The organism is Enterococcus avium, from assembly GCF_002891025.1.
Taxonomy (GTDB): domain Bacteria; phylum Bacillota; class Bacilli; order Lactobacillales; family Enterococcaceae; genus Enterococcus_A; species Enterococcus_A avium.
This window is the reverse complement of record NZ_NBSL01000002.1, coordinates 2,876,995-2,894,008: the sequence shown is the minus strand read 5'-3', so window position 1 is coordinate 2,894,008 and position 17,014 is coordinate 2,876,995. Positions and strand designations below refer to the sequence as shown.

21 protein-coding genes are annotated in these 17,014 nt (G+C 38.1%); 9 read left to right on the top strand and 12 right to left on the bottom strand.

The window, feature by feature from the left end; all coding sequences use genetic code 11:
- Positions 1-107: 107 nt before the first annotated feature.
- Genes AUF14_RS14500 through AUF14_RS14490 form a run of 3 tightly spaced genes read right to left on the bottom strand, consistent with a single transcriptional unit; the run spans position 108 to position 1,926 of the window.
- Positions 108-707, bottom strand: a complete 600-nt coding sequence (locus AUF14_RS14500; protein WP_049218136.1) for a class I SAM-dependent methyltransferase — start codon at positions 705-707, stop codon at positions 108-110.
- A gap of 4 nt (positions 708-711) precedes the next feature.
- Positions 712-1,293: an SGNH/GDSL hydrolase family protein gene (locus AUF14_RS14495; protein WP_049218147.1), complete on the bottom strand. Its 582-nt coding sequence runs from the start codon at positions 1,291-1,293 to the stop codon at positions 712-714.
- 54 nt (positions 1,294-1,347) lie between these two features.
- A complete protein-coding gene (locus tag AUF14_RS14490; protein WP_049218146.1) occupies positions 1,348-1,926 on the bottom strand; it encodes a GrpB family protein in 579 nt (192 codons plus the stop codon).
- Between the two features lie 538 nt (positions 1,927-2,464).
- Between AUF14_RS14490 and coaA the strand changes: the two genes are divergently transcribed.
- The 4 genes from coaA to AUF14_RS14470 all read left to right on the top strand — a co-directional run bounded on the left by coaA (position 2,465) and on the right by AUF14_RS14470 (position 6,347).
- Entirely contained in the window at positions 2,465-3,388 is a 924-nt protein-coding gene (gene coaA / locus AUF14_RS14485) for a type I pantothenate kinase (RefSeq protein ID WP_049218135.1), read from the top strand.
- Between the two features lie 55 nt (positions 3,389-3,443).
- Positions 3,444-5,012: a glutamine-hydrolyzing GMP synthase gene (gene guaA, locus AUF14_RS14480; protein ID WP_049218134.1), complete on the top strand. Its 1,569-nt coding sequence runs from the start codon at positions 3,444-3,446 to the stop codon at positions 5,010-5,012.
- A 168-nt stretch (positions 5,013-5,180) separates the two neighbouring features.
- On the top strand, positions 5,181-5,519 hold the full coding sequence (locus AUF14_RS14475; protein ID WP_049218132.1) for a hypothetical protein: 339 nt from the start codon (positions 5,181-5,183) through the stop codon (positions 5,517-5,519).
- A gap of 270 nt (positions 5,520-5,789) precedes the next feature.
- On the top strand, positions 5,790-6,347 hold the full coding sequence (locus AUF14_RS14470; protein WP_227132306.1) for a helix-turn-helix domain-containing protein: 558 nt from the start codon (positions 5,790-5,792) through the stop codon (positions 6,345-6,347).
- Here the strand turns inward: AUF14_RS14470 and AUF14_RS14465 are convergent.
- Complete coding sequence (locus AUF14_RS14465) at positions 6,344-6,832, bottom strand: DUF5626 family protein (protein WP_049218131.1); 489 nt, start codon at positions 6,830-6,832, stop codon at positions 6,344-6,346. The genes AUF14_RS14470 and AUF14_RS14465 overlap by 4 nt on opposite strands.
- A gap of 258 nt (positions 6,833-7,090) precedes the next feature.
- Between AUF14_RS14465 and AUF14_RS14460 the strand changes: the two genes are divergently transcribed.
- From AUF14_RS14460 to AUF14_RS22560, 3 genes are all read left to right on the top strand, one after another.
- Complete coding sequence (locus AUF14_RS14460; RefSeq protein ID WP_049218130.1) at positions 7,091-7,504, top strand: hypothetical protein; 414 nt, start codon at positions 7,091-7,093, stop codon at positions 7,502-7,504.
- 453 nt (positions 7,505-7,957) lie between these two features.
- Positions 7,958-8,248, top strand: coding sequence for a transposase family protein (locus AUF14_RS23275; protein WP_082158205.1), 291 nt, complete (start codon positions 7,958-7,960; stop codon positions 8,246-8,248).
- A gap of 343 nt (positions 8,249-8,591) precedes the next feature.
- On the top strand, positions 8,592-8,744 hold the full coding sequence (locus tag AUF14_RS22560) for a hypothetical protein (protein WP_185937568.1): 153 nt from the start codon (positions 8,592-8,594) through the stop codon (positions 8,742-8,744).
- 109 nt (positions 8,745-8,853) lie between these two features.
- Here AUF14_RS22560 and AUF14_RS14445 read toward each other — a convergent pair whose 3' ends face one another.
- Complete coding sequence (locus tag AUF14_RS14445; protein WP_102866104.1) at positions 8,854-9,417, bottom strand: helix-turn-helix domain-containing protein; 564 nt, start codon at positions 9,415-9,417, stop codon at positions 8,854-8,856.
- Between the two features lie 290 nt (positions 9,418-9,707).
- A complete protein-coding gene (locus tag AUF14_RS14440; RefSeq protein WP_049218127.1) occupies positions 9,708-10,568 on the bottom strand; it encodes a VOC family protein in 861 nt (286 codons plus the stop codon).
- Positions 10,569-10,801: 233 nt separating this feature from the next.
- Between AUF14_RS14440 and AUF14_RS14435 the strand changes: the two genes are divergently transcribed.
- Both AUF14_RS14435 and AUF14_RS14430 read left to right on the top strand, forming a co-directional pair.
- Positions 10,802-11,179, top strand: a complete 378-nt coding sequence (locus AUF14_RS14435; protein ID WP_049218126.1) for an AraC family transcriptional regulator — start codon at positions 10,802-10,804, stop codon at positions 11,177-11,179.
- Between the two features lie 29 nt (positions 11,180-11,208).
- Positions 11,209-11,700 carry an AraC family transcriptional regulator gene (locus tag AUF14_RS14430; RefSeq protein ID WP_102866103.1) on the top strand — a complete coding sequence of 164 codons (492 nt, stop codon included), beginning with the start codon at positions 11,209-11,211 and terminating at the stop codon, positions 11,698-11,700.
- A gap of 104 nt (positions 11,701-11,804) precedes the next feature.
- On the opposite strand, the gene AUF14_RS14425 is transcribed toward AUF14_RS14430, so the two are convergent.
- From AUF14_RS14425 to AUF14_RS14400, 6 genes are read right to left on the bottom strand one after another with little or no spacing between them, the layout of a single operon-like run.
- Positions 11,805-12,497, bottom strand: a complete 693-nt coding sequence (locus tag AUF14_RS14425; protein ID WP_016181688.1) for a winged helix-turn-helix domain-containing protein — start codon at positions 12,495-12,497, stop codon at positions 11,805-11,807.
- Between the two features lie 45 nt (positions 12,498-12,542).
- A complete protein-coding gene (locus tag AUF14_RS14420) occupies positions 12,543-13,991 on the bottom strand; it encodes a helix-turn-helix domain-containing protein (protein ID WP_049221890.1) in 1,449 nt (482 codons plus the stop codon).
- A gap of 46 nt (positions 13,992-14,037) precedes the next feature.
- Positions 14,038-14,427 carry a hypothetical protein gene (locus AUF14_RS14415; protein WP_016181690.1) on the bottom strand — a complete coding sequence of 130 codons (390 nt, stop codon included), beginning with the start codon at positions 14,425-14,427 and terminating at the stop codon, positions 14,038-14,040.
- A gap of 1 nt (position 14,428) precedes the next feature.
- Positions 14,429-15,193: a class A sortase gene (locus AUF14_RS14410; RefSeq protein WP_016181691.1), complete on the bottom strand. Its 765-nt coding sequence runs from the start codon at positions 15,191-15,193 to the stop codon at positions 14,429-14,431.
- Complete coding sequence (locus tag AUF14_RS14405) at positions 15,186-16,274, bottom strand: DUF916 and DUF3324 domain-containing protein (RefSeq protein WP_049221893.1); 1,089 nt, start codon at positions 16,272-16,274, stop codon at positions 15,186-15,188. The genes AUF14_RS14410 and AUF14_RS14405 overlap by 8 nt, the downstream gene beginning before the upstream one ends.
- A gap of 39 nt (positions 16,275-16,313) precedes the next feature.
- Complete coding sequence (locus AUF14_RS14400; protein WP_049221895.1) at positions 16,314-16,943, bottom strand: WxL domain-containing protein; 630 nt, start codon at positions 16,941-16,943, stop codon at positions 16,314-16,316.
- Positions 16,944-17,014: the final 71 nt, after the last annotated feature.

The window sequence follows — 17,014 nt, the reverse complement described above, 5'->3', positions numbered from 1 at the left end:
AAAAACATGAGTCAATGTGATTGTACCCTTTCTTCGACCACACATGCAAGCCTTTTCCCTAAAGACAAAGAACCCGTTCATCCAGATATCGAATGAACGGGATCAATTTATTCCTTCACACTGCGAATAATGTAGTAGCCTTTGTCCTTCGCCACTATTTCAGCGTTGCCGAAAACTTCTTCCATTTTACTTTTTGCGCTGGGCGCACCTTGTTTCTTTTGGATCACGATGGTCAGTGTACCGCCATCTTTTAACAACGGTTCTGCATCGCTTAATATCTGATGAACGACTTTTTTCCCTGCACGAATCGGCGGATTGCTGACGATTGCCGCATATTCTTTTTGATGCAAGGTTTCATAGATATTCGATTGATGAATATCTGCTTCGATGCCATTGCGCTTCGCATTTCCTTGCGCCAGTTCCACCGCACGATTATTCACGTCGATCATTTCGACTGGACGCCCAGTCTGATAGGCCAATGCCATACCGATTGGACCATAGCCGCAACCAACATCTAGCAATGTTCCTTCCGGTAACTCCTCCGCATCGAAATGCTCGATTAATACACGTGAGCCATAATCAACGGTGTCCCTAGAAAAGACTCCGCTATCCGTCACAAATTGAAAATTTTTTCCCGCCAATTTAAACGACCATTGATGCAGATCGTGTGCCGTCTCAGGATTTTCCGAATAATAATGATTTGCCATGTTCTTACCCTTCTGCTAATAAAATTTCTTTGATATCACGTGCAATCAAGGCCCCCAAGAAATGATAGCCCTCGTCTGACGGATGGATGCCGTCGAATGTTTGCACAAACTCTTTTGGTTTTGGATAAACAGTCATGTGGTGATACAGATCAATCACGTTAACGCCCGATTCTGCCGCTATCATTTTCGCTTTTTGGGCGAAGAGCTGTTGACGCTCATTGTCTCCCTTTGAATAAATGTCTGTATTGATGTAACCTGTCGTCAATAGAATCACTTTTGACGCATCAAAGGATTCAATGATTTCTCTAATATTTTCGCCAAAGGTTTCAAGTGAATTTGCCTGCTTCAACGAATCATTGGTTCCAAAAGAAATGACCACAAAATCACCTTCTGCATCCACGGCTTCACTCACCCGAGCCAAACCATCAGAAGAAGTCTCACCGCGCTTGCCTAACTTGACTAATGAGTAGCCGGGAAAGCCCATCTCCGTCAGTTCATCAAGAATATACTTATCTAAAATATCACTGGTTTCACCATTCATGACTCCAGCTAATAAACTGTCTCCGAACAAAACGATTTTTTTCATCATACACACTCCTTCTAACAATTTTCTTCCTTATCATAGCACGAAATGCGGAAATTATTTAGGCAAATAGCGCGGGCCGAATTCCTGTCGTGCCTTTTTACTATATTTCTGCACAAAATCCGATTTCGCATCCGTATAGGCATCACGATTGTGCTCAAACTTTTCCTTTAACGTAAGCTTTAATTCTTCATATTGCCGCGCAACTTCTGGATACTTTCGTAGATAATCCCGAAAATAAAACTCATCCCAATCTCCTATAGCACGAACATGCAGATGATAAACCTTTTCCGCAAAGCCTTCCGATGTGTAGCCCTTATTCAAATCTAATCTTTGTTTCTCCTTATCTTCAATCATCAAGATCCAGCCGGCATTTTTCAGCCTCGCTGAAGCTTCTTCCACATCATACCCATCAGGAAATTCCAGCAATATATCAACGATCGGCTTAGCAATCAAGCCTCCGACTGAGGTGCTGCCGATATGATTGATTCGTTGTATCTCAAAATCAACGAACAATTTCGTTAACTGCTGTTTTTCTTCCCCGTACCATTTCTCATAATCCACGTTATGATCCTTCAAGATAATTGGAAATAATTCCCACAATTCCGCCAGCGTCATTTCTTCCAGTTTCTTCATTTCACCACCTACTTTCCTAAATCTTCTGCTTCTATCATACACTTTTTCAGGTTGTTTCTTGGCTTTTCTTAACATCTCCCTAGTTTTTTCCTTCGCAACTAAAAAAACAATGAAACTCCTATCATTACGATAGCTTTTTACACTTTTTTTCGGCTAAAATGGCTTATAACGTTTTGTGTTAGGAAATTATTCGGATTTCTTGGAAATAGAACACTTTCTAAGACTGTTTTTATGGTAGAATAAGCGCAGTTGCCAGTTCAGCTTTTTACTTGAAATTGACTGGAATGCGCATGATATTGAACTCATTTTTCGCTTTTTGAAAAATGATTACTTTAATATGAATAAGGATGCCAGTTTACGAGTTCCACTAATCGTATGCGCAACGACTATCAGAATTATTTTCGAGGTTTTGGAAAATAATTTCCTAAATAGGAGTTAGCCTTGTTTTGATTAGTAGTTGAATGGTATACGGCATGAAAATAGGACTCATTTTTCGATTTTGAAAAATGGTTACTTTAATATGAATAAGGAGGTTCTTATGAACGAAAGAGGGAACTATTTCCGGATCGCCCGCGACCAGTGGCAAGATTTCTACACACCGGGAAACACACCGTTGACGCAAGCAGAGCTTGACAATATCAAAAGCTTGAATGACCAAATCTCGATGAAAGATGTGGCCGATGTTTATGTACCCTTATGTCACCTGATCCATCTTTATATGAAGGATTTTGAGTCGCTCACGTTAAGCAAAGGGTTGTTTCTGCACCGTTATGTGAAGATGCCGCCGTTTATCATCGGAATCGCTGGAAGTGTTGCCGTCGGAAAAAGTACCACCGCTCGTTTATTACAGACCTTATTAGACCGCCTATTCAAACATCAGACGGTCCAATTAATCACTACTGATGGCTTCTTATATCCAAACGCTGTCTTAGAAGAACGTGGGATCATGGATCGCAAAGGGTTCCCCGAAAGCTACGACATGGAGAAACTGATCGATGTCTTGAATGAAGTGAAATCAGGCAGAGAAAATATTCCCATCCCAAAATATTCCCATGATGTCTACGATATCGTGGATGGAGAATACGAGCTGATCGATTCGCCGGATATTTTGATCGTCGAAGGAATCAACACCTTACAACTGCCAGCCAATCAGCAAATCTATGTCAGTGACTTTTTCGACCTGTCGATCTACGTCGATGCTGATCCGAAAATGGTCGAGCGTTGGTATATCGAACGGTTCGAATCCTTGCTGGACACCGCCTTTAAAGATCCGGATAACTACTATTATGACTACGCAATCGGTGATCGCAAAGAAGCGCTTGCCATGGCGGAGGATGTCTGGAAAAATGTCAACTTGAAGAATTTGGAAGAGTATATCTTGCCAACAAGAGGTCGAGCTGATATTATCTTGCACAAGGCAAAGCATCATATCATTGATGAAATCTATTTGCGTAAATACTAGCTTATAAAGAAAGCTTGCTTTCTTTTATAATAAAACTTGAAAAGGGGTAATAATTGTGACAAACGTTTCTGCCGAAATGACAAACGTAGAAAAAATCATCGTACTCGACTACGGTAGTCAGTACAACCAATTAATCACTCGTCGTATCCGTGAATTCGGTGTTTTCTCAGAGCTTTTGAGCCACCGCATCACTGCTGAAGAAGTCAAAGCCATGAATCCAAAAGGGATCATCTTATCAGGTGGCCCAAATAGTGTTTATGACGAAGGAGCCTTCTCCATTGATCCAAAAATCTTTGAATTAGGGATTCCAATTTTAGGAATCTGTTACGGCATGCAGCTGATCACATATAACCTAGGCGGAAAAGTTGAACCCGCTAAAAACCGTGAATACGGGCAAGCAACGTTAGAAATTATTTCTGATAATGCCGTCCTATTCGCTGATACACCAAAAGAACAAACCGTTTGGATGAGCCACGGCGACTTAGTAACTCAAGTACCAGAAGGCTTTGAAAAAGTCGGTACCAGCAAAGACTGCCCAATCGCAGCAATCCAAGATACAAACCGTAACTTCTTCGGCATCCAATTCCACGCAGAAGTACGTCATTCAGAATACGGCAATGAACTATTACGTCACTTTGCCCTAGATGTTTGCCAATGTAAAGGCGATTGGACGATGGATAACTTCATCGACATGCAGGTCGCAAAAATCCGCGAACAAGTCGGCGACAAAAAAGTCCTACTTGGCCTATCAGGCGGTGTGGACTCATCTGTCGTAGGGGTGCTTTTACAAAAAGCTATCGGTGACCAATTAACATCGATCTTCGTAGATCACGGTCTATTACGTAAAAACGAAGGCGAACAAGTCATGGAAGCACTTGGCGGAAAATTCGGCTTGAACATCATCAAAGTCGATGCTAAAGACCGTTTCCTAGATAAATTAGCTGGCGTTTCTGATCCAGAGAAAAAACGCAAAATCATCGGAAACGAATTCGTTTACCTATTCGACGACGAAGCAACTAAACTTGCCGGTCAAGAAGGCATTTCCTTCTTAGCCCAAGGTACGCTTTATACAGACGTCATCGAATCTGGTACCGAAACAGCTCAAACAATCAAATCTCACCACAACGTCGGTGGATTACCAGAAGATATGCAGTTCGAATTGATCGAACCATTAAATACCTTATTCAAAGACGAAGTACGGGAATTAGGAACACAGCTTGGCATGCCTGACTCAATCGTTTGGCGCCAACCATTCCCAGGGCCAGGTCTTGGTATCCGTGTCCTTGGTGAAATCACTGAAGAAAAACTAGAAATCGTCCGCGAATCAGATGCAATCCTCCGGGAAGAAATCGCCAACGCCGGTCTTGACCGCGACATCTGGCAATACTTCACTGTCTTACCAGGCATCCGCTCAGTCGGTGTTATGGGCGACGGCCGTACCTACGACTACACAGTCGGTATCCGCGCGGTTACCTCAATCGACGGTATGACCGCAGACTTCGCGCGCATCCCATGGGATGTCTTGCAAAAAATTTCTGTTCGGATCGTGAATGAAGTGGCTCATGTCAATCGGATTGTGTATGATATTACGTCTAAGCCACCAGCTACTGTGGAGTGGGAATAGCATAAATTGGTACGCCTAAAAAAGCTTTAAACAACAAATCAAAACAGAAATCGGTACACTATTCATTGCTTAGTAAGCAACTATTCTTACAAGTTATGCCCCGCTACAATTCATAGCCTGACTAACGCTCTTTTCAATTATTTTGAATAATTGGAAGGGGTGTTTTTCATGTTGTTAAAAGAGGCACAGAAAGAGGATCCACTTAATTTAGAGATTTTAGGTAGAACAGACGGACCTATTGGAAATAACACGTATTCAATTAAACTCTTTATTACTTTTGTAAAGGAAAATTTTGTTATCATTACCATTGAAGAGATTCGTCCTACTCATATTAAGCAGATTATTCCTTATTGGAAAAATGAGAAGAAATTGACAGGATTAATCAGAGTAATGTTCAATTATTCAGTTGATGAAGGCTATCTTTCGAAAAATTATAATCCTGTAACGAGGATAAAGAAGCTAAACGCCAAAAACGGTAAATATGTGGGTTTCTGGGGAACTTTTTAATAATTAATCAGAGTATGGCATAAGTCTTGTCTCACTCTAATTTTACGAGCAAACAGTCTCTAAAAGTCGTTTCTTCTTCGGAAATAAGCTGAAATTCAATTGAAATTTGAGAAACAAGTTTCAGAAAATCCGTTTTATTTTTTTAAACTAACACTTCTATCATAGCCTTAAATTTTTTTTTAAGACTTATTCCACCTCTTTTCCTAGCATCTAAACGTTACCTTACTAGCAACTGAAAATCTGTAGCAAAAAGAATATCTATTGACTATAATGAAAGAAAAAATGTTTTGGGGTGAGTGTATGGTTTTATCGGAGCAACTAAGAGCTAGTCGTGAGAATATGGGACTTTCACAAACTGATGTAGCAAAAAGATTAAATATTACAAGACAGTCAATTTCTAAATGGGAAAATGGGAGAGGGTATCCCTATTTGGATAACTTGATATTGTTGAGCGACATTTATAAAGTCTCAATTGATGAATTACTTAAAGAAAACGCAAAATTAAAGAAGAAATTAGAAGAAAATAATGATCAGATTGCAAATAATAAAAAGAAATTGAAATTTATTGAAAAGAAAACTAGCGAGCTAAACCCAAAAGATGATAGTTTTCTACTTTTGATTATTTCTCTAGCTTCATGCTTAGTACCTTTTTTGGGAATAATCCTTCCTGTTTTTGTCTACAAAATTAATAAGACAACAAACGCCTACCATAAATTAATAAAGGTAATTTGCATTTGCTGTCTTATAGTCAGTTTTTACAATACTATCCTAATTGCGAATAATATATTTTTTCATTATGGTGATGGCAGCGCCGAGTTAATCGATTAAAAACCAGAAACTCTTAAGCTGTTTCCCGAAATAGCTGATCGTACTCCACAATTAATATAAATCGCTTGTTTTTTCCATGTGATAAAATATCTCGCCTCGGTGGAACTGGTTACAGACAAACGTTTAGATGTAATTGAACCAGTAATCGCACTTGCACTGGCTGAATGGGCACCTGTAATTCTAGCATTACTAATAGATACTCTATAGTTTGCACGCCACGCACTTGGTGATGTATAACGTACATTGTAAGTACCTGATTTTATTGCTCGAAGCCTCGGAGAGCCAAAAGAATCATTCTGAACCTCTGAAATTTCTACTTCTGCTAGTCCTTCTTCTGTTTCAAGCAGAAATGACTGTCTACCACCTTCAATTAAGTCATAGGTAGCTTCAGAGGTAGTGCTTAATTCTGTTGCTCTTGCTTCTCGAGTTCCAATAGCAATCAATAGTAAAACTGTCCCCAAAAACACTTTAACAATTTTTTTCATAATAACACTCCTTTCGAAATAATATTACAAGATTGGTAAACAGACTTGTAGCAACTAATAGGTGCAACTTAGCAACTATCTGTTGCCTTAGCCATTTTTCATTCTTGTTGAAAAGACAACTTATTTGCTAGTAATGCTCATGGTAAAGGATAATATAACCTAGAAACCAATGATTTCTAGGATGTAATACACTGAGTTCTCTGAAACCTCTCCTAAATTCGGTAAGTTTTAGTTACCAAATATTAGGAGGCGTTAAAAATGAATCAAAAAGGTATTAAACTTGTAACTGTTGTTGCATTGTCATCATTGTTTGTCACTAGTTCTTTAAGATTTATAAATCTTACCGAAAGAACGGCACCTGTAGAAGCACAAGCAGCCCGAATCACACTAGGCTCTTATACGTTAAGCAAGGCACAGACAAAGGATCTAGCGAATCAGATGAAGAGTCTCAAGGAAAGCAGACTAAAAGTTGTTAATCAAGGTTTGGCATCTAAATGGGGTGGTGTACATGGATGGGCAGCTTCTATCGCGCTGGAACTGAGTTCAAGAGCACAGTATAAACAGCAAGTAATCAACGCAGCGAACAATGGTAAGAGAATAAAAATCTCTATCACAGATGATAAGGTGCATACATCATATTCGCAAAGAATTGTCTACACGACAGTAAATTAAATTAGGAGTGATCTAATATGAATTTGAAAAAAATAATTATCGAGTATTTGGGTTTAGTTGCACTGACTCTAGTTTACTTCTTAATGTCATCTGTAGAAATGGAAAGAATGCTAGTGATTGCAGTGATTGAACTACCAATCACGGTTTTATATGTCTTCTTTGTTGAATTGTACAAGAAGCATAAACTAAAAACTACAAACTAAGAATGCTAAAAAAGCAATCTAGATATTTTAATCGAGTTCTTTCTCAAGTTTAGTTATAGCCACAAAAAAACAGGTACAAATGTACTTGCTTTTTTGTGGCTATTTGTACTGTTTTGATACTTCCCGTCTTATACTATTGATAGAAAGAGTATCTTTAGAATGAACTACACCGAACTAACTCATTGCTCTTTTTTGTTGGATGAAAACCATTTTGGCAATGATCCTCGGAAAATTCTGAAGCAGTCCAGTTATTTATCAAATCAAAGCCCCAAGTTCGTGTCCTACTTGTGGTACAGTCTACCGAATCTTAACCGCGACATATCAACGAACACTTCAAGATAAACCAATCCATGGTAAACAAACGTTTCTTCATGCCGATCTTTATAAATACAGTTGTATGAATCCTAGCTGTTCTCGCCGTATTTTTAAAGAACCTCTTTACTTCGCCCGCCTTTTCCAAATTCGAACCGATGCGTTTAGTATCTTTATTTTAGGTATTGCAATCTTTTTTAGCAACAAATATATGATCGATTGGTATTAGATGATCGTCCCAATGTCGAAGTAATAGGTATCGATGATGTAGCGATAAGAAAGGAACAGAACTATGTCACAGTTATTTAGTTTTACTATACTATCCAGATAGGAAAAGTACTCTCGATCTCGCTGGCAGCTATTACATGGATATCAAAAGTGTCCAACGTATCATTCGTACGATGAAAAAACAATGTTAAGAAAGAGCTGTCTCTGGCTCTTTCTTTTTTATACAAAAGGATGCTCCTCCACCTGCAAATCCCTCCTTTATACTAAAGGTAGTCCTAATGAAAGGATTTGATTTCTATGAAATTAATTGCTAACTGCAAGTTTTGCTGAAAGGAGGAACATTCATGCCCCAGCCTAAGGCGAAGCTGGAGGATTTTCTGCATCAGAAGAAAAAGAAAACCTTTGAACACTCGCAGCAACTATCTAAAAATAAAGTGAAGGATAAACAAAACACCCAGCCGGTCCAAAATAGACGCGGTCGTCCATTATCGAAATAATTGACGCGAAGCCCTCATTGAAAATGACCTCATAAAAAAAATAAGAACTTAAACACCGAATTAGATCCAGTGTTTAGGTTCTTATTTCTCGTTTAGTTTGATTAATTTTTCATCCAAAAAAGATCATTAACTCAATAACTACAAGTAACCCGATCAACAGCGCTAACCCCAACGGATGATAAGGATTGATCGCCCAGCCGACGCCAAATGATTTTGGAATGATTATCGGGGCGTATCTTCCGCTGACTTTATCGTCTTTGGGAATAATTAGAAAGAAGCGCAGGATCGTAAAAAGAAACACGATTCCTACAATTAGCATCGGCAATATCCTTTGATTCGCAAGCTCCGGTATCCGGCTCATTATATAAGCAAAAAGCACCGTCAGCAGCAATATCACCACAAAGGCTGCGTCAAAAATTTTTCTTCGCTTGGTTCGTTTGATGAGCTCTGCGTCTTTCTTCATTTTATCCATTAATTGTTCATCACCTTTCAACAATTCGTCTAAGGAGATTTGGTAGTAATCACTAATTGAAATGATCATGGGAATGTCTGGAAAATTCCGTCCGACTTCCCAATTGGAGATTGTCTGTCGTGAGACGTGCAGATGATCTGCCACCTCCTGTTGAGTCAATCCCATTGACTGCCGTTGTTTTTTTAATTTTTCGCCTAGCAATACTTCATCCCCCTAAATCAAAATTACCTGTTGATAAGACAACTTACAAGCAAGATACCAAAGCACTCTGAAAAAGACAAGCTCGAATGACAAGCATCGTTATTAAATCAACGTTTATAGCTGTTGAAACGCCCTAAGCCTTTCATAAGAATTATATCGTTAAAGGCAATCAAAACACACCCTTAATTCGAAATCTAGACAAAAAAGTGGTCGCAAATGAATCTGCAACCACTCCACTTTATTGTTTTTTTCAAATCAATTTTCTACTCTTCGCCGACCGTTCTTCTGTTTTATTTTTCAAACTTCATGGTAATACCGTTTGGATCGACGACGGTCAAACTGCCGCTTTGGTCTTTGGAATAATCGGTCTGATTTTTCCAATGTTCTTCTAAGCGATCCAACTCTGTTTGATCGGGTACGACGAAACTGAAATAATCCAATCCTAAATCCTGTTCAGACATGGCAGGAATTTTTTTTCCTAACCAGATGTTGGACCCGATATGGTGATGATAATCCCCCGCGGCAAAGAATTTGGCTTGATTACCAAAATTATTCTTCAAGGATAGCCCTAAAACTTCTGTGTAAAATTTTTCTGTTTGCATTAGATCCGCTACCTTTAAATGCACATGACCAACCGTCGTTCCTGCTGGAAATCCATCCCCTGCACCATCGCTCGCAGCAATAACCGCTTCGGCATCCATCTCGAGCGTCACGCCAACAATCTCACCATCGGTGCGAATGTCCCATTCACTTTGCGGCTTGTCACGATAGACTTCGATTCCATTACCTTCGGGATCATTTAAATAAATGGCTTCGCTATAACCATGATCACTAGCTCCGATCAAAGGCGCCTCGATCGTCAAATAGTGACGCAGCGCATTTCCTAAATCTTTTCGAGTCGGTAATAAAAAAGCTACATGATATAAACCGGTTTTTGGTGTCAAAGGCAGCGGCTCTTGCACCTTATGTAATTCTAGTAGTACCGTATTATCAACACCTAAAGTACTTTGAATTGCGCTTTGTTCTAAGACCTGCAGCCCAATCACTTCTTGGTAAAAACGGGTCATTTTTTCTAAATTTGCTACTTTCAATGCCACGCGGCCAATGTGTGCGGTGGCACTTAATTGAAATGTGGGAATAATTACTGTCATGGTTAAAACCTCCTGTAAGGAACAACGCCAGCGAGTGCCGTTATTCGTTTCTTGAGATTACCTTAACATCTTACTAATAGTAAGTAAAATCCTATGCTTAACTTCCCCTCAATACTAACTAGAGCATTCGTAAAAAGGTAGACGGTCTTCTATAATAAACTAAAGAAACAAACTTAGACAAGTTTCGAGGTATTTTAGCGGAATGATATACAACATAAAAGGAGCAAGAAGACATGGCTGACTCAACGGAACAAAACTACCTGCGGTTAATTAATAAAACTGAAGACTACATCGAACAGCATCTCGCGGAGCCAATCTCTTTAAGTGATCTAGCCAAAAACGCGCATTTTTCAGAATTTTATTTCCATCGAATGTTTAAAAAATATTCATCGGAGACATTGAAGGAATTTGTAACTAGATTTAAGCTAGAACGTGCGGCTATTTTTCTATGTATTGCTTCTTCTATTTCATTAACCGACATTGCCTTAAGCTACGGTTATAACGATGCGAGTTCCTTCAGCAGAGCCTTTAAAAAGCACTTTGGCGTCAGCCCTTCCAGCTATCGGAAACAGCAAGAAATGACAAGAGCTTCTGATAGAAACATGGAATAATGAAGTTATTCGAAAAGGAGGACATGAAAATGATCGAACCAAAAAGCATTACCATAGAAAATTTAGAGGACTTGACCTTCATCTACATTCGTTTCAGAGGAAGCTATGCCGCCTTTAGAAAACAGAGCCGCAAAATGTTCAACGAACTATTTGAGTTTGCGACAAAGAATGAGCTTATTATTCAAGATGAGACCAAGGTATTAACTATTTACGATGACAATCCATTTATTACTGACGCGAAAAATTTACGTACAAGCGTTGCCATGACGATTCCAAATGATCGGCCCCTTCAGGAAACCGGCAATATTTGTTTATCGAGTATTTCAGGAAAATTCGGTGTTGGACATTTTGAACTATCTGCGAAGGAGTATGGGGATGCGTGGCAGTATATGTATCAAGAATGGCTGTTTAAGGATGAACGAAAAGTTCGCGATGCCGTTCCGTTTGAATTGTATGTAACTGAACCGCCTAGAAATTCAAAGGAAAAAAGTTTGACGGATATTTATATTCCGATAAATTGAAAAATAGAAAAAACGAGGTTGTTTAGATTTTCTATGAGGAAAAAGCAGGACCAAGTGCTCAGATAGTCATTCTGAGCGCTTAGTTATTTCGTTGATAGTTCACGCTACTGGATACATAAGAATTCATAGAATTCACTTGTTACTTGATATCCTTTGCCCCACATTGTTTGAATGATTGTTTCTGGAATATTTCTAATCTGTAATTTCTTTCGTATTTTCTTTATTAACACGGATAAAGAAGATAACTTAGATTGCGTTGTTCCGCCTTGCCACAAATGTTCGCAGATCTCATCCCGAGAAGCAATTTTTCCTTCTGTAAAATAAAGGTATTTAAGTAACTTATGCTCCATTGCTGATAGATTCAATTCTGAAATTGTTCGTTTTATTTTTACGTGATTTGTCTCGTTTAATGGAGATAACTGGTTCATTTGATTGAATGTCTTATTGGCTAAGTATTTCTTGGTAATGACTTCTCTAATTACTTCCAACGAATGAGATGTAATTAGCCCATCCACTTCATGATTCATCCAGAACTCTTCAACTTCTAGGGTTTGTTCTGTATCAAATTTTCGTAAAATCGGGCGCTTCATTTTTTTCAAATTCTCTAAAGTTTCCATAGCCTCTTGATCTGATAACGTATTGCTTAATATAACTAAATCAAAATTGCTTATCCGTGTTCCTTTTTTTAACAACGTCAGCAAGTGAGCAGAACAATAGACTTCATGGCTCAAGATTTGAAGTCTATGTTGAATATCGTATTCAGCTAATATGTTTTTGGTTAAAATTAGAATTTGCATTCCTTTATTTCTCTCCTTCTATAGTTACTTAACAAAGCTACTTTATTAATCAAAACTTCTTCTTTTTTTGATGAGGATGTTAACGAAATTAAACCAATCAATCGCGCGAGGCGGCTCCAGCCAATAGATAACTAACGTGCTATTCAATTTACTATTGTCTAAATTGTTGGAATCTGTTAGCAGCACATCGGTATTTTTCATTAACGTCGGTTGAAAATCGAGGTTCAAGTGGCTACAAATATTTTTAATGCTCCTTTTTATGAAAAGGTTGTATTCTTCACCAAAAGAGAAATCAATCGTGATATTGATGGCACTCTGAAGCATTTCCGGTGACAAACAATTCACGAGCATTAATAAATAGTGATAATATAAATAGACTGCATGCTCTTGAACAAATAGGTTCTTTGCTTTCTTTTGAGTAGCAATAAAGCTCCGGCAAAAATCAAAAACGACTTGATAATTTTCTTGAAAATATGACAAATCAAAAATATTTTCAAAAAGCAGGACCTTTCCACTGAATATCGCGTTGAAATGAATTCGGGCCATTCTATTCGTGATTTCCTTTTTTAAAGAAGAAGTATAAATTTGTGGAAAGGACTGAAATAGCTTTTCTATAAAAAGCTCAATGAGATCACTTTGTATTTCTTCATTTACTAATTCTTCCGCCGCCTGCTCAGGCAAAGCTTCATTCAATATCAAAATTCCTATGAACTCATTCAGCTCATTTTCTTGACAGAGTTTTTTTATTCCGTTCGCAAGTAAAAGCTGTTTTAATTCTTTAAACGTTTCTGATTTCATCAGCTTCTCTTTTATTCTTCTAGATAATTTTCTAGTACTTTTATCCGAAGAAAGAGCAATTAGCACATAATTAATGATTCTATTTTTATGTGAAGGGCGCATTGGTTTATAGTTTCTTTCAATAATGTCTACAATGTGGGTCGCTCTTATGAGCATTTGTTCGCTAAATAGTGACCCGGCAAGATCCGTCCGATGCAAAAGATTTACACCTAGCAGTCGAACCGTGCGTTCGTTACCAGCGATCGAGTAACTGCCCTTCTTTTTTACTAATTCCAAATCTAGTGGTTTTAGCGATTCTTGTACTTTGTCTAACCACTTGTAGACAATCGAATTGCTGGTGAAATGGGTACTCGCAAATTCAGGTGCCGAATCAAATTTGCCCATTAAAATCTGTAAGAGCATCTTTACCCCTATAGATTTTTGAAGGTACTTTTTTAGAAAAAAATTGGATGTCACACCGCCCAATTCCTCTATAGAAATAATGCTATCGTCTTCAGTAATTTTGAATTCTTCTGTAATCCCAAATTCACAGCAATCTTCTTGAAGTCTATCAATCGTTACTCGCAATAAATATTCTGACAATTTGAACTCGTCTTTGATGAAAGATTTTGACTTTGATAAAAATGGGTCCATCTCCAATAATTTAATTAGGTGGTATTTTCTAAGGTCTTTCTTTTCAATCAATTGTTCAATCACTCTTAATTGCTCCTCCAAATAATAAAACAGCCAGTTGCATCCCCACTTAAAAGGGTCCTTTTTGTCCAAATAGTACAGTTCCCGATAACATATAAGCCATTTGGCTCAGCGTCCCTATATTTTCTTTTCCATCACCACTAGGAACAGGAAATTTATTGATTGGATAATCAAAAAAATGGTCGTTCGTAGCTAATATTCCTTTTCTTTTTGGGATAACCACGGCTGAATCACTCTCTTTTGCTTTTTCAAGCATCGTGCCTACAGGTTTATTTTTTCTAGCTTTTCTTTCTTCCCTCTTAACTTTTTCAGGAACAATCTCTTCAGCCGGTTTTTGCGAGTTAAAAATTGGATTGCTGACTGCTTCAGAAATACTGCCTATTGAAAAAGACATTGCTACTAATGAACTGAATAGTACTGGTATGTAATATTTTTTCATCTCAATCCTTCTTTCTGCCTGTCATCATCCAAATAAACCAAGAGAAAAGAATCAATAAAAATATCAACCCAATACTAGAAAGAATTAATTGATTTGAGGGCACTTTTGGCTTGCCTAGATATCGCTTGTTCATCGTTTTATCGCTTTGATTAATAGAATTCTTTGCATTGACTAAACAAGCCTTCACACAAATTCGATTGCTCGTTGCATTTGTACTGTCGCAAGTAAGTAGTGTTAGTTCAGGTTTCTTCGTTTCCTGCATAACCTGAATATCTCGTTCATCAATTACTTTTTTCTCTACTATTTTGTACTCATAGTTTTTCCCCAGATAATGCAAGAATACGGAGTCCTCTACTTTCACCTGATTCAACGAACCAAACAAAAAATTTTGACTGCCAACATAGTGTCCTAAAATGACTAAATTATTTTTGGATGGCTCTCGTTCAGGAAATATGGTACCCGCACCGATTAAGAGCTCTTCGTTTTTTAGACCTGAAAAAACTGGTAAAAAAATATCAGCAGCGGGTACCTCAATAGTTCCTATGCCAGTAGTTTTTGGGACCTTCGCTGCTAAAAAACTGGACAGCTGCAAAGGCTGGATCTCTTCGACTACTGGTTGTGGGGTATTGGCTAAATTTGAAGTGATCGTTATCTCTGTGTTCTGATGATAAAGAAGCAACCACTCTTTGATTTTGTCTACTCCCATCAAAGCAATAGCAACCAGCAATGCTCCTATCAACATAGTTCTGAGAACTAGTCTATTCATCCGTTTTTTTCTTATCCTTTCTGCGAATCAATAGCAATATCGTGAGGATAAGCAGTAAAATAATCGCTCCTAATAGGTAATAAAGCCATGTATAGTTCGGAGAAGCGTCTAAGACATCAACATCTTTTTTATTGTAGGTTTGTGCAGCTTTTTGAGTAATGGTAAATTTCTTTTCAAATTCCCATTTCTGTTGATAATTCTGTGGTTTCCCTTCGTTGTCCTTCCCGAAAGTAAATTCCCCATTTTTATCTTTTATTCCGTAAGCAGTTCCTTTATAAAGGTATTCACCAGCTTCTAGTTCTTCTCCCTGTAAAGGAATGTTGTACCAGAATCCAGAATTTGGTGCCATCTGCATATTTTCTGTTTTCTCTGAATAAACTTTTTTTCCATCTTTTTCCTTATAGATTGCCGCATCAATGGCTAAATTGTTTATGTAAAACGGCTTATCATTGCTGAAGTATCCACGAATAACATTCCTGACATTCCGTTGATTGGCTTCGGCCTTTTGTAGGGTCAATTCTCCTGTTCCAGAGATTCCCTCTGATTGTCGCATCAATACAGCCACTGCAAAATTAAATTTATTTTTGATGGCCATGCCTTCGGAATCCTTTTTCTCTTTTTCATCGCTATCAACTTCTTGGAATGAAATTCCTCCGGCAATAATCCCAGGAAATTCTTCTTGAGGCATTTTTACAGTAAAGGAATAGCGTTCTTTTGATTTAGGTGCTAAGGTGACTACTTTCTTATAGTCGACCAATTTTTCGAGATCATGCTTTTGTGAGGCATGTAGTGGTAAATCATTAGGCGAATATTCTACTACCCCATTATCATTCGTCTTGGCGCTAGTCATTCCAACGTTTATTTTTACTTCTTTATCGGTAGCATTTGATAGATCAACTTCTAGTTTTTGTGTTCCTCCCGGTTCAAGAAGAATATCGTAGTAACCCAATTGCCCTTTTCGTTGGCTCTCCGGCAAAATCGGATCGACATTAAACGCAAACTCAGAAGCTTGAGCAGCTCTTAACGGGAAGAAAATACTTAACGTAACTAAAATAAGTGATAGTACACTATATTTTTTCATGAGACTTCCTTTCAAATTCAAAAATAATATTTTTAGGCTTTACTGCCAGGGCGCGCTAACAAGTATCCACTGAAAATTGGTTGTATAGTTGGTGTCATATTTGATTGTTCGACCTGGAACAGATAAGTGAATACTTTTTTCTCCTTCTTCAGCATCTTTCCCCCAAACAAATTGAAATGAACCTTCACCAGTACCTTCTTTGGCCTGCATCACGTTTACAGACTCATTGGGAAAGAGCACAAAACGCTCTTTCCCATCAGGCAATTCTGAAGTTGAATTTGTGACAGCTCTTCCATGTTCAAATGAAATACTTGCACCATCTAAGATACGGCCTTCAGAATCTGAAAATTGATTTTCTTGCTTCAGCTCTAAATTCCAACCAGTATAAGTTTGTCGGTTATCAGTAATTTGGATGAAATTGGGACCTTTTTCCAATTTACCTGTTGCTTTCACACGAAAAGGCTGTAAAAATGCGAAATATTCTTTGTCGATTGTTTGAATTGATTGCTGTCCAAAATAAAACTCGGAAACATAATCAATTTGTAGCTTTTTCGCTTGATTCTTCGAGTAGAAAAAACGAATATCGCCTTTGCTAGTGGTTTGCCCATTGACTTCTAGGGAATAAGCAAATACTAGACACAAACAAACAATCCACAAGATTTTTTTCACAGATTCTCCTCCTTATTCGTTTTAATGAATTAATTTTTCATGGAAAAATTAGTTCTATTCGAATGCCGTAT

Coding starts and splice junctions, on each gene's coding strand:
- AUF14_RS14500 (WP_049218136.1), bottom strand. CDS start 707: ATGGCAAATCATTATTATTCGGAAAATCCTGAGACGGCACACGATCTG.
- AUF14_RS14495 (WP_049218147.1), bottom strand. CDS start 1,293: ATGAAAAAAATCGTTTTGTTCGGAGACAGTTTATTAGCTGGAGTCATG.
- AUF14_RS14490 (WP_049218146.1), bottom strand. CDS start 1,926: ATGAAGAAACTGGAAGAAATGACGCTGGCGGAATTGTGGGAATTATTT.
- coaA (WP_049218135.1), top strand. CDS start 2,465: ATGAACGAAAGAGGGAACTATTTCCGGATCGCCCGCGACCAGTGGCAA.
- AUF14_RS14475 (WP_049218132.1), top strand. CDS start 5,181: ATGTTGTTAAAAGAGGCACAGAAAGAGGATCCACTTAATTTAGAGATT.
- AUF14_RS14470 (WP_227132306.1), top strand. CDS start 5,790: ATGAAAGAAAAAATGTTTTGGGGTGAGTGTATGGTTTTATCGGAGCAA.
- AUF14_RS14465 (WP_049218131.1), bottom strand. CDS start 6,832: ATGAAAAAAATTGTTAAAGTGTTTTTGGGGACAGTTTTACTATTGATT.
- AUF14_RS14460 (WP_049218130.1), top strand. CDS start 7,091: ATGAATCAAAAAGGTATTAAACTTGTAACTGTTGTTGCATTGTCATCA.
- AUF14_RS22560 (WP_185937568.1), top strand. CDS start 8,592: ATGCCCCAGCCTAAGGCGAAGCTGGAGGATTTTCTGCATCAGAAGAAA.
- AUF14_RS14440 (WP_049218127.1), bottom strand. CDS start 10,568: ATGACAGTAATTATTCCCACATTTCAATTAAGTGCCACCGCACACATT.
- AUF14_RS14435 (WP_049218126.1), top strand. CDS start 10,802: ATGGCTGACTCAACGGAACAAAACTACCTGCGGTTAATTAATAAAACT.
- AUF14_RS14430 (WP_102866103.1), top strand. CDS start 11,209: ATGATCGAACCAAAAAGCATTACCATAGAAAATTTAGAGGACTTGACC.
- AUF14_RS14425 (WP_016181688.1), bottom strand. CDS start 12,497: ATGCAAATTCTAATTTTAACCAAAAACATATTAGCTGAATACGATATT.
- AUF14_RS14415 (WP_016181690.1), bottom strand. CDS start 14,427: ATGAAAAAATATTACATACCAGTACTATTCAGTTCATTAGTAGCAATG.
- AUF14_RS14410 (WP_016181691.1), bottom strand. CDS start 15,193: ATGAATAGACTAGTTCTCAGAACTATGTTGATAGGAGCATTGCTGGTT.
- AUF14_RS14405 (WP_049221893.1), bottom strand. CDS start 16,274: ATGAAAAAATATAGTGTACTATCACTTATTTTAGTTACGTTAAGTATT.